Origin of the sequence: Cyclobacterium jeungdonense (assembly GCF_010994275.1) — a bacterium.
GTDB lineage: Bacteria > Bacteroidota > Bacteroidia > Cytophagales > Cyclobacteriaceae > Cyclobacterium > Cyclobacterium jeungdonense.
On record NZ_WMCD01000002.1, the window covers coordinates 340567 to 356253 of the forward strand.

14 protein-coding genes are annotated in these 15687 nt (G+C 44.5%); 4 read left to right on the plus strand and 10 right to left on the minus strand.

What is annotated here, in order from left to right; all coding sequences use genetic code 11:
* Positions 1-6: 6 nt before the first annotated feature.
* From GKS34_RS06505 to ilvD, 5 genes are read right to left on the minus strand one after another with little or no spacing between them, the layout of a single operon-like run.
* On the minus strand, positions 7-1512 hold the full coding sequence (locus GKS34_RS06505; RefSeq protein WP_163384001.1) for a 2-isopropylmalate synthase: 1506 nt from the start codon (positions 1510-1512) through the stop codon (positions 7-9).
* Between the two features lie 8 nt (positions 1513-1520).
* Positions 1521-2564: a ketol-acid reductoisomerase gene (ilvC, locus tag GKS34_RS06510; RefSeq protein ID WP_163384002.1), complete on the minus strand. Its 1044-nt coding sequence runs from the start codon at positions 2562-2564 to the stop codon at positions 1521-1523.
* A 30-nt stretch (positions 2565-2594) separates the two neighbouring features.
* Positions 2595-3095, minus strand: coding sequence for an acetolactate synthase small subunit (gene ilvN / locus GKS34_RS06515; protein WP_162341432.1), 501 nt, complete (start codon positions 3093-3095; stop codon positions 2595-2597).
* 5 nt (positions 3096-3100) lie between these two features.
* Positions 3101-4795, minus strand: coding sequence for a biosynthetic-type acetolactate synthase large subunit (ilvB, locus tag GKS34_RS06520; RefSeq protein ID WP_163384003.1), 1695 nt, complete (start codon positions 4793-4795; stop codon positions 3101-3103).
* A gap of 5 nt (positions 4796-4800) precedes the next feature.
* The gene (gene ilvD, locus GKS34_RS06525) at positions 4801-6483 is read right to left on the minus strand and encodes a dihydroxy-acid dehydratase (protein WP_163384004.1); all 1683 of its coding nucleotides are present in this window, start codon (positions 6481-6483) and stop codon (positions 4801-4803) included.
* A gap of 546 nt (positions 6484-7029) precedes the next feature.
* Here ilvD and ispE point away from each other — a divergent pair.
* Positions 7030-7839, plus strand: coding sequence for a 4-(cytidine 5'-diphospho)-2-C-methyl-D-erythritol kinase (ispE, locus tag GKS34_RS06530; protein WP_163384005.1), 810 nt, complete (start codon positions 7030-7032; stop codon positions 7837-7839).
* 1 nt (position 7840) lies between these two features.
* Here ispE and GKS34_RS06535 read toward each other — a convergent pair whose 3' ends face one another.
* The 3 genes from GKS34_RS06535 to tgt form a co-directional block, all read right to left on the minus strand.
* On the minus strand, positions 7841-8758 hold the full coding sequence (locus GKS34_RS06535) for a DMT family transporter (RefSeq protein ID WP_163384006.1): 918 nt from the start codon (positions 8756-8758) through the stop codon (positions 7841-7843).
* 1 nt (position 8759) lies between these two features.
* Positions 8760-9839 carry an LptF/LptG family permease gene (locus GKS34_RS06540; protein WP_163384007.1) on the minus strand — a complete coding sequence of 360 codons (1080 nt, stop codon included), beginning with the start codon at positions 9837-9839 and terminating at the stop codon, positions 8760-8762.
* A gap of 170 nt (positions 9840-10009) precedes the next feature.
* The gene (gene tgt / locus GKS34_RS06545; RefSeq protein WP_163384008.1) at positions 10010-11140 is read right to left on the minus strand and encodes a tRNA guanosine(34) transglycosylase Tgt; all 1131 of its coding nucleotides are present in this window, start codon (positions 11138-11140) and stop codon (positions 10010-10012) included.
* Between the two features lie 122 nt (positions 11141-11262).
* On the opposite strand from tgt, the gene GKS34_RS06550 reads away from it, so the two are divergent.
* From GKS34_RS06550 to rsmG, 3 genes are read left to right on the plus strand one after another with little or no spacing between them, the layout of a single operon-like run.
* A complete protein-coding gene (locus GKS34_RS06550) occupies positions 11263-12390 on the plus strand; it encodes a glycosyltransferase (RefSeq protein WP_163384009.1) in 1128 nt (375 codons plus the stop codon).
* The gene (locus tag GKS34_RS06555; protein ID WP_163384010.1) at positions 12381-12992 is read left to right on the plus strand and encodes an RNA polymerase sigma factor; all 612 of its coding nucleotides are present in this window, start codon (positions 12381-12383) and stop codon (positions 12990-12992) included. The genes GKS34_RS06550 and GKS34_RS06555 overlap by 10 nt, the downstream gene beginning before the upstream one ends.
* Before the next feature lie 3 nt (positions 12993-12995).
* Positions 12996-13637: a 16S rRNA (guanine(527)-N(7))-methyltransferase RsmG gene (rsmG, locus tag GKS34_RS06560; protein WP_163384011.1), complete on the plus strand. Its 642-nt coding sequence runs from the start codon at positions 12996-12998 to the stop codon at positions 13635-13637.
* Between the two features lie 188 nt (positions 13638-13825).
* On the opposite strand, the gene GKS34_RS06565 is transcribed toward rsmG, so the two are convergent.
* Together GKS34_RS06565 and der are read right to left on the minus strand one after the other, a co-directional pair.
* Positions 13826-14359 (minus strand): hypothetical protein, encoded by a 534-nt coding sequence (locus GKS34_RS06565; protein WP_163384012.1) that lies wholly within the window; start codon positions 14357-14359, stop codon positions 13826-13828.
* Positions 14360-14362: 3 nt separating this feature from the next.
* Entirely contained in the window at positions 14363-15676 is a 1314-nt protein-coding gene (gene der / locus GKS34_RS06570) for a ribosome biogenesis GTPase Der (protein ID WP_163384013.1), read from the minus strand.
* Positions 15677-15687: the final 11 nt, after the last annotated feature.

Genomic DNA, 15687 nt, shown 5'->3' on the forward strand with positions numbered 1-15687 from the left:
TTTTTGTCAAGTTGCCTTGACAGGTAATTTATTTAACGCATCTAAAAAGGCTTTCGCTGAGGCCAGAACAATGTCTGTTTCGGAACCAAATCCATGATACGGTTTCCCTTCATGCATCAGACGCATGTGCACCTTACATGTATCATCACTGCCTTTGGTCATGGCCTGAATCAGAAACTCATCCAGAATCACTTCATGGGGTATCAGCTGCTTGATGGACTTAATCACCGCATCCACCGGGCCATTTCCGCTGGAGGACCCCTTCTTTACTTCGTCACCAATATTCAAGGAAACCTCTGCATGCGCTTCTTCTCCTTCTTTTCCCTGGTAGGAAATTTCTTCGAGGGAAATAAAAGGTGAATGTTCCAGGTGTTCACCCAAAAGAGAGAGCAGGTCTTTCCTTCCGATGTCTCGTTTAGAATCCGCTAATACCAGAAAGTCTTCGTAGATTTCGTCCAGCTTTTCTTTTTCAAACTCAAACCCAAGTAACTTTAAATGGTGTTTTAGTGCGGCCCTGCCACTTCTGGCTGTAAGCACAATGGAGGACTCCTCTACACCTACATCTTTGGGATCAATGATTTCATAGTTCTCCCTGTTTTTAAGCACACCGTCTTGATGGATGCCGCTGGAGTGAGCAAAAGCATTCCTACCCACAATCGCTTTATTTGGCTGAATGGGCATATTCATCAACTTGGAAATAATCCTACTGGTCTCGTAAATCTTTTTAGTATTAATATCGGTGTAAACAGGGATTTCCTGATGGCTTTTGATGGCCATTACCACCTCTTCCAAGGAGGTGTTCCCTGCCCGCTCTCCGATACCGTTCATGGTAACTTCAACTTGCCTGGCCCCATTCATGACACCGGCCAGGCTATTGGCTGTAGCCAAGCCAAGGTCGTTGTGACAATGGGTAGCAATGATTGCCTGATCGATATTGGAAACATTTTCTTTGAGATGCCGGATGATTTTTCCATACTGCTCCGGAAGGCAATAGCCAGTCGTGTCAGGGATGTTTACCACCCGGGCACCGGCCTTAATTACTGCTTCCAAAACCTGTACCAGAAATTCCGGTGATGCCCTTCCGGCATCCTCTGCATAAAACTCCACTTCCTCCACCAGATTCCGGGCAAATTTTACGGCCCTAACGGCTTTTTCCAAAACAGCTTCCGGCGTACTTCTCAGCTTGTGCTGAATATGGTAGCCCGACACGCCAATACCGGTGTGAATCCTACTTCTCTTGGCAAAACGCAAGGCCTCTGCAGCCACTTCAATATCTTTCTCCACTGCCCTGGATAAGGCACAGATGGTAGGTCTTTCTACCGCCTTGGAAATCGCTACAACAGAATTGAAATCCCCGGGGCTGGATACTGGAAACCCGGCCTCGAGGATGTCAACTCCCAATGCCTCCAAAGCCTTGGCTACTACAATCTTTTCCCGGGTATCGAGTTGACATCCCGGTACCTGTTCACCATCCCTAAGGGTGGTATCAAATATCCAAAGCTTATCTGACATAAAATTGATTAATTATTTTCTGGTCTTAATTTACGGACAGTAGACCCTGCCTGCCACATCTCTGATTCTCTCAGTTCTTTCAACTCTTCCTCCAGTTTTACCCGGTAGTCAGCCTTACTGTTCGATTCAATAGACTTAGCAGCTTCCTTTCCGGTTTTTACACTGTTGTATAATTCTTCAAAAACAGGCTTGGTTGCGTCTCGAAAAGGTTTCCACCAATCAAGGGCTCCACGCTGGGCTGTAGTTGAGCAATTAGCATACATCCAATCCATTCCGTTTTCAGCTACCAAAGGCATCAAGCTTTGGGTCAACTCTTCAACAGTTTCGTTAAATGCTTCCGAAGGGGAATGGCCATTGGCCCTCAACACCTCGTATTGGGCAGCAAAGATTCCCTGAATGGCCCCCATCAAGGTTCCTCTTTCACCCGTAAGGTCGGAAGTTACTTCTTTATAAAAATCCGTTTCGAACAAATACCCGGATCCTACCCCGATTCCAAGGGCCACAGCCCTGTCTCTGGCTTTTCCTGTAGCATCCTGATAGATGGCAAACGATGAATTTAAACCTCTCCCTTCAACAAACATTCTCCTCAAGGAAGTTCCTGATCCCTTCGGAGCTACCAAAATTACATCTACATCCTTTGAAGGGATGATTCCCGTCTGATCCTTGTAAGTGATCCCAAAACCATGAGAGAAATACAAGGCTTTTCCAGGTTTGAGGTGTTTATTGACCGTTGGCCATAAAGCAATCTGACCAGCATCCGAAAGCAAAAACTGAAGTATGGTACCTCGCTCGCAGGCTTCTTCCAACTCAAAAAGGGTTTCTCCGGGAACCCAGCCATCTGCAACTGCTTTATCCCAGGTTTTTGAACCCTTACGCTGTCCTACGATGACGTTGAACCCATTATCTTTGAGATTAAGAGCCTGTCCCGGCCCCTGTACTCCGTACCCAAGCACGGCAATTACTTCATCTTTTAGTACTTCTTTGGCTTTTTCAAGTGGAAATTCTTCCCTTGTTACTACATTTTCTTCAACTGTACCGAACTTCAGTTTCATAATTATATATTAAAATTTAATGTAAATAGGTTACAAATATTTATCGATCGTTTCCATAGGTTTGGCCACAGCCACTCTGCCCGAGCGTACAAATTCCAAGACATTAAAATCTTTCAAAACTTCCAACAGCTCCTGGGTCTCTTCTTTATGGCCTGTCATTTCAATAACCACAAAATCTTTCTCCGCAGAGATAATCCGGGCATTGTGTTGACGGATCACTTTTTCCAATCCGGAATCAATGGAGTCAATGGGGATTTTATACAGGGCAATCTCCTGAAAAACCATTTCATCGTCCAGGTAATAAAAGGCCTTGATCACATCAATGATTTTCTCTATCTGCTTGGATAACTGTATGATCTGCTCCTCGCTCGTGGTCACGACGATGCTAATCCGGTAGATACCTTCCTCCCGGCTTTCCGATGCCGTAAACCCATCAATATTGATGCCTCTTCGGGTAAATATCAGCGTAATCCGGCTGAGTATACCAATGAAATTTTCTGTAAAAACAGAAATTGTGTATCTCTTATTCATTTGAATCAACTAAGTCTTACTTCTTCTACTGAACTTCCCGTGGCAATCATTGGAAACACGTTGTCTTCTTTTTCTACGACTACTTCCAGAAAATAAGGCCCTTCGTGGACAAACATTTCGGCAACAGCTTGCCTCAGATCCGTCCGCTCATCCACCTTCTGGACTTTGAAGTTATACGCTTCTGCAATTTTAATAAAATCCGGGTTATCTAACTCGGTAAAGGAGTAACGCTTATCAAAGAACAATTGCTGCCATTGCCTTACCATTCCTAAGAAATTATTATTCAACAACACCACTTTTACTGGTGCCTTGGTCTGCATGATGGTGCCCAATTCCTGGATCGTCATTTGGATGCCGCCATCTCCTACTACGCAGACAACCTGGCGGTTGTAATCATGCAACTGAGCACCCAAAGCAGCCGGAAGGGCAAAACCCATGGTTCCCAGTCCTCCGGAAGTTACCTGAGTACGGGTAGTTTTGTATTCAAAATACCGCCAGGCCACCATTTGGTGCTGACCTACATCTGTCACCAGAATGGCATCATCCGCCTTGAATTCGTTGATGTGCCGGATTACTTCCCCCATGGTCAAACCTACCTTAGTAGGCGAAAGGTCGTTCCCCACTACTACCCGCCTTTCCTCCGCCTCGAGCTCTCTGAATTTCATGATCCACTCAGAATGGTTGCCCTTTTCCACCTTTTCAGTAAGTTTTTCCAAACTAACTTTACAATCTCCCAAAACCGCTAGCTCGCATTTTACATTTTTATCTATCTCGGCTGGATCCAGTTCCAGGTGAATTACTTTAGCCTGCTTGGCATAGCGCTTGACATCCCCGGTTACCCGATCATCAAAACGCATACCAATGGCAATAAGTACATCGCACTGATTTGTAAGCAAATTGGGGCCGTAGTTGCCATGCATTCCCAGCTTTCCTACAAAATTAGGGTGGCTCTCTGGAAGTGCCCCTGTTCCCAACAAGGTACAGGCAGCCGGTATGCCTGTTTTGTCCAAAAAGGCATGCAATGCTTTTTCTGCATTTCCTAAAATTACACCCTGTCCAAAGAGTACGTAAGGCCTTTCGGCCTGGCTAATCAGGGCGGCTGCTTTTTCGATGATATGATCCTCTACTTTCGGATAAGGCCGGTAAGACCGAATGTTCAAACAGGGAACGTAATTAAATTCTCCAAGTGCTATTTGCGCATCTTTGGTAATATCTATCAAAACAGGTCCCGGCCGTCCCGATCTGGCGATATGAAAGCCCTTGGCAATAGCCGGTGCTATATCTTCCACTTTTCTGACCTGAATGTTCCACTTGGTGCCGGGCATGGATATCCCCACCACATCGGTTTCCTGAAAGGCATCCGTACCCAAAAGCGGAGAGACCACCTGTCCGGTGATACAAACCAACGGGGTACTGTCTATCAGCGCGTCAGCAATACCTGTAATCAAATTGGTGGCCCCAGGTCCGGAAGTAGCCATACAAACACCTACCTGGCCAGATACGCGCGCATAACCTTGGGCTGCATGGATGGCTCCCTGCTCGTGCCGGGTCAGAATATGCTGGATTTGATCCATATAATCGTAGAGGGCATCGTAAACGGGCATGATAGCACCTCCCGGGTAGCCAAAAATATACCTGGCATTTTCTGCCACCAATGACTTGATGACAATTTCGGCCCCTCTTATTTGCGAATCATTCATAATCGTTAACTTTTATCAGTCACGCATCCTTCGGATGCCGTAGAAACTAACTGAGAATATTTTTTTAGCGTTCCATTTAAATGGCTTAAATCTTTGTTTACCCAGGATTTCTTTCGCTCTGCAAAGGTCTCCTCAGACACATTGCAGCTGATTTCCAGGGTCTCCGCGTTGATAGTGACCACATCCCCGTTTTTCAACAGACCAATGGGTCCTCCAGTATAAGCTTCAGGCGTTACGTGACCTACCACAAAGCCATGGGTACCCCCAGAGAAGCGACCATCTGTGATCAAGGCCACATCGGACCCCAATCCCGATCCTATGATAATGGAGGTGGGCTTTAGCATTTCCGGCATACCGGGTCCACCTTTAGGCCCCACATACCGGATCACCACCACATCCCCTTTTTGAACTTCCTGGTTTTTCATGGCATCATTGGCCTCCTGCTCCGAGTTATATACCTTCGCCGGACCGGTAAAGGAGACTCCCTCTTTTCCTGAAATTTTCGCAACCGCCCCTTCCGGTGCCAAATTCCCATTCAAAATACACAGGTGACCTGTCGGTTTGATGGGGTCTTCCAGAGGATGGATGACATTCCCTTTTTCGGCCTTCACTGGGGCAATGTTGGCCAGATTTTCAGCCAAGGTCTTCCCGGTAACGGTCATGCAATCTCCATGGAGCAGTCCGTTGTCTAACAAATACTTCATGAAAGCTGGCAAGCCCCCCTGCTCGTGCAAGTCTTCCATCAAGTATTTTCCGCTGGGTTTGAAATCTCCCAAAACCGGCGTCGTGGCATTAATCTTTTTGAAGTCTTCCAGACCGAAGTCAATATTTGCTGTTTTTGCAATCGCCAATAAGTGCAATACCGCATTGGTACTCCCTGCAAGTGCAACCACTACTCGGACAGCATTCTCCAGACTCTTTCGGGTCAGGATATCCTTGGGCTTCAGGTCCATAGCCAGCAGGTTGGAGATATACTCTCCCGCTGCTTCACATTCTGCCGCTTTTTCCTTTGAATTGGCGGGATTGGAAGCACTGTAAGGAAGAGACAATCCCATGGCCTCAATGGCTGATGACATGGTATTTGCAGTGTACATGCCACCGCAAGCACCCGCACCCGGACAGGCGTTTTTAATCACACCCATATAATCCTCATCGTTTATCTCATTTTTGAGTCGCTTTCCATAGGCTTCAAAAGCAGATACGATGTTAAGCTTTTCTCCTTTGTATTTCCCCGAACGGATCGTTCCTCCGTAGACCATGATGCTGGGGCGATTGACCCGCAGCATGCCCATGATAGCTCCCGGCATGTTTTTGTCACAGCCTGCTACCGCAACGATCCCATCAAAAGAATGCCCTAAAATAAATGACTCGATGGAATCTGCAATGATCTCTCGGGATGGCAAACTATACCGCATGCCGGCAGTTCCCATGGAAATGCCATCACTAATACCAATGGTATTGAAAACCATGCCAGTGAGTTTCGATTCCACGGTTGAGGCCTTAATCGCCCTTGCAAAATCATTGAGATGCATGTTACAAGGATTACTTTCATAACCACAACTTGCCACGCCCACAAATGGTTGTTTCATTTTCTCATCTGAAAGACCGGTGGCGTACAACATGGCCATGGAAGCAGGATTCTCCTGATTATCACTTACCTCCCAACTGTGTTTCTTCGAATTACTCATTATTTTGTATTGGTTTTTTTAAGGACTGGCTTATAAAAAAAAGTGCTTCACTCAAATGAAGCACTTTATTGATTCTTTCTATCGGTAATAGATCAGCGCTTCATCACTTACTAAATGATAATGACAATTAAGACGACGAGGCTGACCAAAACAAACATATTTCTTTACCTGTTGAAGGTTTTGATAACTTTAAAACATCTATTTATAATGCAATATTAAAACCCATATTCCACACTTACAATATTTTATTTCTTTTTTTAATTTCTTTAAATAAAGAAAATTATGTAATTGAAATTAAAATAGAAATTATAGTTTATAATTATATAAATTAGGAAATTTAATTTTTTAAATTTTATTAATGTAAAAATTTTCAAAATATTATTCTGATGCAATTAATTGCTGTTTTTTTTACTCAAAACCACCGCATTTACCTGGTAGACCCGACGTTGATGGCCCAATGGTTCATTTCCAAATTTTCGTATTTACCAGCAGTTTGACACTATTCCAACTCTTTCTTTTACTTTTGGATTTAAATTCCATTTCATCATGATTTCTTTTCCAAATGCCAAAATCAATCTAGGCCTGCATATCCTTAATAAAAGGAGTGACGGATTTCATGAAATCCAAAGCTGCCTGTTCCCGATTCCCCTTACCGATGCCCTGGAAATAATTCCATCCACTTCCACTTCGTTTAGCAGTAGCGGAATCACCATCCCAGGAAATAACACCGATAACCTGATTCTGAAAGCCTACCATTTGATTGCTGCCGATTTTCCTGATATCTCACCCATTGCTGCTCATTTGCACAAATGCATCCCCATCGGCGCTGGCCTCGGAGGCGGGTCTTCAAATGCCGCATTTGCATTAAAAATGCTCAATGAAATCTTTAATTTGGATCTGAATGATCAAAAATTGATGGATTATGCGGGAAAATTGGGCAGCGACTGTCCCTTTTTTATCCGTAACGAACCTCAATTGGCGAGTGGAAGGGGTGAACTGCTTGAAAAAGTACAACTCGACCTTGCAGGGAACTGGCTGATACTAATACATCCGGGCATTCACGTAAGTACCCGGGAAGCTTATGCTGGCGTAAAACCAGGACCTGCAGAAAAAAAACTCGCTGACGTACTTGCCACTCCCTTATCCTGGCAATCAGATCTGCATAATGATTTTGAAAAAAGTATTTTCTCCAACCATACCGAAATCGCAGCTATCAAGCATACGCTTAACCAGGCAGGCGCCTGGTATGCTGCGATGTCTGGCTCCGGTTCAGCTGTATTTGGTCTGTTTGAAAATGAACCAAAAAATCTGGCTTTTCCCAAAAAATATTTTTGCTTTTCTCGTCCGTTATCCTGATCTACTGAATTCGCCGTAATTGGCGCACTCTTTTTTGCCGGAGAACAAACTGGATGACTGGGTACATGCACACCGAGGCCAAAATAATTCCAGTACCCCAGTAAAATTCAGGAGTCATTTTTTCTTCATTCCCAAAAACCAATACCGCTAGTAAAATCCCGTACACCGGCTCCATATTTATGGTCAGATTGATAGTAAATGCCGTCAGTCTTTTCATCAATTCCACTGACACGGTAAAGGCAAAAACGGTACATAGCTGAGAGAGTACAAGTAACCAAAACCAATCCGATTTGCTGGGAAATCCAGTAAATGCCGTGTCAGAAAAAAAGTAATAATAAAGCGGTAAAAAACCCAAAGACAATAAAAAGGCTCCTCCCATTTCGTAGAAGGAAATAATAAATGGACTGTGGCTACGAGTCAGTTTTCCATTAATCACGGTAAACACGGCGCCTATCATCGCAGAAAACACAGCCATTCCTAGCCCCAACCAATAGCCGGACTCAAATTTAAAAATGACAATCAATCCGATAATTACTACCAGCCCTAAAACCACCTCATACCATTTAATAGCCTGTCTGTTAGCCAACGGTTCAATTAAAGCTGTCCAAAGCGAGCAGGTAGCCATCCCCGCCAGGCAAACCGAAGCTGTCGAAAGCTGGGCAGACCAGAAAAACAGCGTCCAGTGAAGGCCTATCAATGCCCCGGTTCCTAAGAATTGTACTGCATCTTTCATCCGAACGCGCAGCACCCTTCCTTTCAACCGGATGAGAATTGCCAGACCTGCGCTGGCAAGAAAAGTGCGGTATAGCACGATCTCCACCGGTGAAATACTTATAAGCAATCCCAAAACAGCGGTAAATCCCCATATAAGTACCACCAAATGAAGCCAGAGGTAATCTTTTATCAGACCTTGATTCATATTACCGGGGAACGGTTTTATATAAAACCAGTCCGGTGAGTCCAAATACGATATTGGGTATCCAGACTGCCAATACGGGATAGGCGGTCCCCGCCTCTGCAAAAGTTCGGGAAAGTAAAAAAAGAATGATGTATACAAAGGCCAATAGAAACCCAAGGGCAATCTTAAACCCCGACCCTCCCCTGGTTTTTTTTGCCGAAACGATCACTCCGATAAAAGTAAGCAGGATGGCAGCAAAGGGAGACATAAAGCGAACGTATTTCTCAATCCGGTAAAAACTGATATTGTCAGCACCCCTTGCTTCCAGAATTTCAATCTGATTCGTCAATTGGGGAAGGGTAAGGGTCTCGTGGTGATTTAGCGGAAGATCGAAATCATCCGGTGTAATGGACAACGTAGTATCTATGGCATCTCCAGTAGACCAATTTTCTTTCATTTCCTCCAATTCGCGCAATTTCCAATTTTTTGCGCTCCAGGTATTTTTGGCAGTATCCCATACGATTCGGTCCGCTGAAAACTTGGATATCAATCTTCCGGAATCAATGCGCTCCAAGGTGAAATCATGTCCTGTATTAACCGAAGTATAGTACCTTGAAATGTAGGCATATACCTCCGGATCCGAAGCCACTTTTATATGAATATTTTGCTGACTGGATTGGTATTGCTTATCCAGGTATTCCTCCTTAAACTCCGAGACCCCTGCCGTCGCTACAGGCAATACCCATCCATTAAGAAAAAAGCTTACTACCGCAATCAATAAAGCCGAAAATAAAAATGGCACCAACATGCGAAGAAAACTTACTCCGCTACTCAAAATCGCGATGATCTCCGTTCTGCCCGCCATTTTGGAAGTGATAAAAATCACTGAAATGAAAACGGTTATCGGGGTAAGCAGATTATTAAGGTACAATCCGTAGTTCATCATGTACTGAAGCACCTCTTTGGTGGGCACATTATTCCGGATGTAGGTATCGTTTTTTTCAGTGAAGTCCAGCACCAGCACAATCAGGATCAACATCAAAACCACGAAAAGATAGGTTTTGAGAAAATCTCTGACGATGAGTTTGTCCAGTAGCTTCATTCTAAAGGGTCTTTCATGGGTTTATAATTGTCTTTTAGTGGTCACATTGCCTGTCCCAATACGAAATCGGGAGAATCTCGCCTGTTGGATAATCATCCCTCCGTATGTCGCTTGCGACATGCCCGATTTCATACTGTTTTTGAGAAAAAACGGATAAATCCGCGCTAAGTTTATAATCGCCTGCTTACTTTTTCTACCATCTCCGTTTTCCAGGACAAGAAGTCCCCGGCCTGGATATGTTTCCTCGCCTGCTCCGTAAGCCAAAGGTAAAAGGATAAATTGTGAATGCTTGCAATCTGAGCGGCCAGCATTTCCTTGCTAATGGTCAGGTGTCGCAGGTAGCTTTTGGTGTAGAAATTACTCACGTAGGATTGAAAACCTGTATCTAGCGGCGCGAAATCCATTTTCCATTTTTCATTCCGGATATTGATAATACCTTCCGTGGTGAACAGCATGCCGTTTCTGGCATTTCGGGTGGGCATCACGCAGTCAAACATATCGATACCCAGCGCTATCCCCTCCAATATATTGGCAGGTGTCCCGACGCCCATCAGGTACCGGGGTTTTTCTTCAGGCAAGAGTTCCGTTACCAAATCTGTCATTTCATACATCATTTCGGCCGGTTCCCCTACCGAGAGTCCACCTATGGCATTGCCCTCCCTGTCCTGATCGGCCACAAAACGGGCCGCGTCTTTTCTCAGGTCTTTATAAGTGCTCCCCTGGATAATGGGGAAAAGCGCTTGTTGATATCCGTATTTGCACGAGGTCGCATCAAATCGTTCCATGCATCGCTTCAACCAACGGTGGGTCAGTTCCATGGAAGTTTTGGCATAACTCCGCTCGCAGGGGTAAGGTGTGCATTCATCAAAAGCCATGACGATATCTGCCCCAATGGTTCGTTGGACATCCATGACCGATTCAGGAGTAAAATGGTGCCTGGACCCATCGATGTGAGATTGAAACAAAACACCTTCTTCGGTTATTTTACGGCTTTCGGCAAGCGAAAACACCTGATATCCGCCACTATCGGTAAGAATAGGACCGGACCAGCCCATAAATTTATGCAAGCCTCCGGCAGTTTCCAATACCTCCAGCCCGGGCCGAAGGTATAGATGATAGGTGTTGCCCAATATGATCTGAGCCTTCACATCGTAGGTCAATTCACGCTGGTGGACTGCTTTGACTGACCCGGCAGTACCCACTGGCATAAAAATGGGAGTTTCGATTTCTCCATGGTCGGTCAGGATTTTCCCTGCTCTGGCTTTTGTGGCCCGATCCTTTTGTATAAGTTTAAATTTCATTCCTGCCTTTCATTGAAAAATCCACCATTTACTCCTTATATTTGAGCACAAAAATAGGGGCATTTCTGCAAAAGAAACGAAATTTTTGATTTAATCTTAGGCTACCTACTTAGCGGAATACTATGGATATGATAATATGGGGGCTGTTTTTTTTGGCTGCAGGGATTCAGTTTACCTATTTGCTTTTTGTTTTTGGCAGGTTTGCCTTTTTCTATAAAGATAAAGGAGAGCAAAACCTCGATTTGAATACAAGTGGGGTATCCATTATCATCGCTGCAAAAAATGAAGCAACGCATCTTAAGGACCTTATTCCTCTGTTGATGAACCAGAATTATCCTAAATTCGAGATCGTCGTTGTAAACGATCGTTCTACAGACGGATCAGAGGAATTATTAGCTACCTTATCAAAGGAGTATACCAATCTCAGATCCGTAACTATCCGCTACACACCGGCTCACCTGACTTCAAAAAAATATGCCCTAACGCTGGGGATAAAAGTATCCGCATACGACACCGTGTTACTCACGGATGCCGATTGCCGGCCCGTTTCGTCGAATTGGATCAAACGTATGTCGGCTCCCATACGAAATGATCAAATGACCTTTGTGCTGGGACACGGCTCCTACCTGGCCTTACCAGGTTTGCTGAATAAAATCATTCAGTTTGAAACTCTGATGACCGCTATTTATTATTTTTCATTCGGCTATTGGAAATCCCCATTCATGGGTGTGGGAAGAAATCTTTGTTACCGCAAGGATTTTTTTATCGAGAAAAAGGCCTTCAAATCCCTCTGGCATATCGAAGGAGGGGACGATGATTTGTTTGTAAACCGGCACGCAAATTCAAAAAATACAGCTGTTGTAGCTCACCCGGAAAGCATCACCGTATCGGAGCCCAAAACCAGTTTCAAAGAATACTTTATGCAAAAAAAACGGCATTTTCATGCAGGGAAATATTACCAGGCCAAAGACAAACTAAAGTTAGGCTTGTATACGTTAAGTCATTTAGTGTTTTGGTTTGCAGGCATCGGGATTGTTATTCTTGACGCCTCCTGGGAACCAATTGCCTTGGTATTGGGGTTAGTTTTGGCAAGAGCCTTGCTTCAATATGTTATCATTGGGGAAGCCAGAAAAAAATTGGAAGGCAAAGGAAAAGTAATTTGGACCCTGTTTTTCGATTTGATGTACATGGTTAATTATTGGGTCCTGGGTATGCAAGGCTACCTGTCAAAAACGGTTAAATGGAAATAAACGAAAGAGGATTTTCAGACAAGGCATTAGAAGATTTTGAACTGATCGACAAGGCGGTCCGGGACAAAGATCAGCAGGCCTATGCCTCGCTGATGAAGCGCTATAAAAAAGCCGTTTATTTTATGATCCTAAAAATGATCCGCGATGCGGATGATGCGGAGGATCTTACTATGGAAGCATTTGCCAAAGCATTCCGGAACTTGCATAAATTCAAAAAAGACTATACGTTTAGCACCTGGCTTTTTCGCATTGCTACTAATAATACCATCGATTTTATCCGGAAAAAGAAGCTCAAAACCATGAGCCTAAACAATACCATGACGGATGACGGCGGCAATTCCGTTACCATCGATATTGAAGATGATGACAACAATCCTCAGGATGAATACATCAAATCCCAACGAAAGGAAATGGTGCGCCTATTCGTATCCAAATTACCCGCGAAATACCGAAAATTGGTAAAATTGAGGTATTTTGATGAGCTTTCCTATGACGAAATTGCAGCGGAACTGGGGAAACCTCTGGGTACGGTGAAGGCCCAATTGCACCGGTCCAGGGAGTTACTTTTTGAAATCGCTCAAGGCAAAAACAAGCATATCTGAGCCATGAATCCAGACCCTATTCAGTCTTATTTCCCAAACCTGAGTCCCCATCAGGTGGAGCTGTTTGAGCAATTAGGGGCCTTGTATCAGGATTGGAACAGCAAAATCAATGTGATCAGCAGAAAGGACATGGATCACTTCTATGTCCATCACGTATTGCACTCCCTTGGTATTGCCAAAGTCATCCAGTTTACTCCTGGGACCAAAGTTCTCGACATTGGTACCGGAGGGGGTTTTCCAGGCATCCCACTGGCCATTTTGTTTCCCGAAGCCCACTTCCATCTGGTAGATTCTATTGGGAAAAAAATAATAGTGGTCAAAGACGTAGTCAAGAAACTCGGATTAAAAAACGTAGAAGCCCAGCAGGCAAGGGCAGAGAGCTTAAACCGTACCTATCATTTTATCGTCAGTAGAGCCGTTACCCAAATGGAAAAATTCTACCCCTGGGTGCAGCGCAAATTCAGGAAGGAAGATGTCCATAAAGACTTTGCCAATGGGGTATTTTACCTCAAAGGAGGAGAAGTAGATGAAGAGTTGGAGGCATTGGACCTGAATTACGTTCCTTATTTTCTGGAAGATTATTTTAAAGAGCCCTTCTTTGAAACCAAAAAAGTGATTTACCTTCCCTACGAGGGAAAAAGGTGATAAACGCCCATTTAGCGGCCGAATAGTGATTTTTATTTTAAAGCGTAGCTGGCTATAGCCAAAAAATTTTGTCCGATTAGACGTAAAATCTTGCGGCTGAGAAGCTTCGTATTTCAGCCATCTCCCGTTTAGAGATGGCTTCAAAAGCACTGAATCCGTAGTTCTTTCTTTTGGAACGGACAATCCGTTTACCGGACCAATAGAAATTCCGCACTTGCCTCACCTACCGTAACTCCTTCCATATCGAATTCTTCAAAGTCCGAAACATCAGGAATGGTAGCCACCCGGAGCCGATTGTCTGAAAATTCCAGGATATCCATTACAATGGTATCGTCCTGGTCTTCCATCAGCAGTTGCCCGTCTTTTATTTCCCATGTGCCGGCAAAATTTTCATCTCCCCGGATGGGAAATCGTTCATTCCCAAGTGGCAAGCCTGCAGCACTTATTTCTACAAATAAAACAAATCCTCCCTCAGCCTGTACAGACTGGGGGGTCTCCCCAAAATCTACGGTCATTTGGTAATCTTCGCCTGTTCCGGTAAGGGAGACAGGAACAGCATTTTGCGTGCCGGGAATCACTGCACTGCCAGAAGCCTGTACGTTGGCCTCCTGAAGGGTCCAAACACCACCGGCCAATTGAGCCTGCTCCGGGGTTTCCTCTGTCGGTTCACACCCAAATAACAGAAACAACCCTAAGAGTGAAAATGATAGTAGTCTTTTCATAATTTATTTCTTTTTGTAAGTAATTTTGATGGGAACCCCTTCAAAATCAAAATTCTCCCGCAATCTGTTCTCCAGGAATCGGGTGTAAGGAGACTTAATGTATTGTGGCAAATTACAGAAAAAGGCAAACACAGGGTTTTTTGTAGGAAGTTGGGTAATGTACTTGATTTTGATGTATTTCCCCTTGTTTGCCGGTGGTGGGTATTTTTCTATTTCCGGAAGTAATAGCTCGTTCAACTTGGAAGTCGGGACTTTCCGGTGTTTGTTTTCATATACCCTCATTGCCAGTTCCATGGCCTGAAAAATCCGCTGCTTGGTCAATGCTGAGATAAAGATGATCGGAATCCACTTATTTTCTCCCAGCTTATGGGTCATGTCATCCTTAAAGGTTTGCATGGTCTTGTGGTCTTTTTCGATCAAATCCCATTTATTGACCATGATCATAATTCCCTTATTGTTCTTGATGGCAAGGGATATCAGGTTGACATCCTGGGCCTCCAGCCCACGGGAAGCATCAACCATGACGATGACCACATCCGAATCTTCCAGCGTTCGCAGGGAACGCATGACGGAATAAAATTCAATGTCCTCTTTTACCTTCGCTTTTTTTCGAATTCCAGCCGTGTCGGTAAGGATGTAATCCTTCCCATACAACTGATACCGGGTATGGATGGCATCCCGGGTAGTTCCTGCTTCATCGGTAACAATAGATCGTTCTTTTCCAATCAGTGCGTTAAGAAAAGAAGATTTACCCACATTAGGCCTTCCTAAAATGGATATTTTGGGAACTCCCTCATCAGGGTCTTCTTCTCCTTCGTCCGGAAACTTTTGGATCACCTCATCCAGCAGGTCACCAATTCCACTCCCGCTGGAAGAAGAAATAGGGAAAATGGTTTCTTCGCCAATGCCCAGCGCGTAAAATTCATTAGCCGTCAGCATTTTATCCAAATTATCCGCCTTGTTGGCCACCATAAACAGCGGTTTGTCCGTGCCCCTGAGTTCTTTGGCGAATTCTGTATCCAAATCCGTCAGGCCATCCAGACAGTCTACCACAAAAAGAATCACCGAGGCCTCATCAATGGCCAGGCGTACCTGTTTCCGGATTTCCTTTTCAAAAATATCATCCGAACCCGTGACATACCCTCCGGTATCGATAACAGAAAAGAACTTTCCTCCCCACTGTGCATGGCCGTAATGCCTGTCTCGTGTCACCCCACTAAGATTATCTTCGATGGCTTTCCGCTCTTCAACGAGCCGGTTAAAAAGCGTGGATTTTCCCACGTTAGGTCTCCCTACAATTGCTACTATATTAGCCATATTCTGCTGAT

What these genes read in the sequence shown, in the direction of transcription:
- ilvD (WP_163384004.1), bottom strand. Translation starts at nt 6,483, where the DNA reads ATGAGTAATTCGAAGAAACACAGTTGGGAGGTAAGTGATAATCAGGAG.
- der (WP_163384013.1), bottom strand. Translation starts at nt 15,676, where the DNA reads ATGGCTAATATAGTAGCAATTGTAGGGAGACCTAACGTGGGAAAATCC.
- tgt (WP_163384008.1), bottom strand. Translation starts at nt 11,140, where the DNA reads ATGAAATTTAAACTTATACAAAAGGATCGGGCCACAAAAGCCAGAGCA.
- ilvB (WP_163384003.1), bottom strand. Translation starts at nt 4,795, where the DNA reads ATGAATGATTCGCAAATAAGAGGGGCCGAAATTGTCATCAAGTCATTG.
- GKS34_RS06555 (WP_163384010.1), top strand. Translation starts at nt 12,381, where the DNA reads ATGGAAATAAACGAAAGAGGATTTTCAGACAAGGCATTAGAAGATTTT.
- ispE (WP_163384005.1), top strand. Translation starts at nt 7,030, where the DNA reads ATGATTTCTTTTCCAAATGCCAAAATCAATCTAGGCCTGCATATCCTT.
- ilvN (WP_162341432.1), bottom strand. Translation starts at nt 3,095, where the DNA reads ATGAATAAGAGATACACAATTTCTGTTTTTACAGAAAATTTCATTGGT.
- rsmG (WP_163384011.1), top strand. Translation starts at nt 12,996, where the DNA reads ATGAATCCAGACCCTATTCAGTCTTATTTCCCAAACCTGAGTCCCCAT.
- GKS34_RS06540 (WP_163384007.1), bottom strand. Translation starts at nt 9,839, where the DNA reads ATGAAGCTACTGGACAAACTCATCGTCAGAGATTTTCTCAAAACCTAT.
- GKS34_RS06535 (WP_163384006.1), bottom strand. Translation starts at nt 8,758, where the DNA reads ATGAATCAAGGTCTGATAAAAGATTACCTCTGGCTTCATTTGGTGGTA.
- GKS34_RS06550 (WP_163384009.1), top strand. Translation starts at nt 11,263, where the DNA reads ATGGATATGATAATATGGGGGCTGTTTTTTTTGGCTGCAGGGATTCAG.
- GKS34_RS06505 (WP_163384001.1), bottom strand. Translation starts at nt 1,512, where the DNA reads ATGTCAGATAAGCTTTGGATATTTGATACCACCCTTAGGGATGGTGAA.
- ilvC (WP_163384002.1), bottom strand. Translation starts at nt 2,564, where the DNA reads ATGAAACTGAAGTTCGGTACAGTTGAAGAAAATGTAGTAACAAGGGAA.
- GKS34_RS06565 (WP_163384012.1), bottom strand. Translation starts at nt 14,359, where the DNA reads ATGAAAAGACTACTATCATTTTCACTCTTAGGGTTGTTTCTGTTATTT.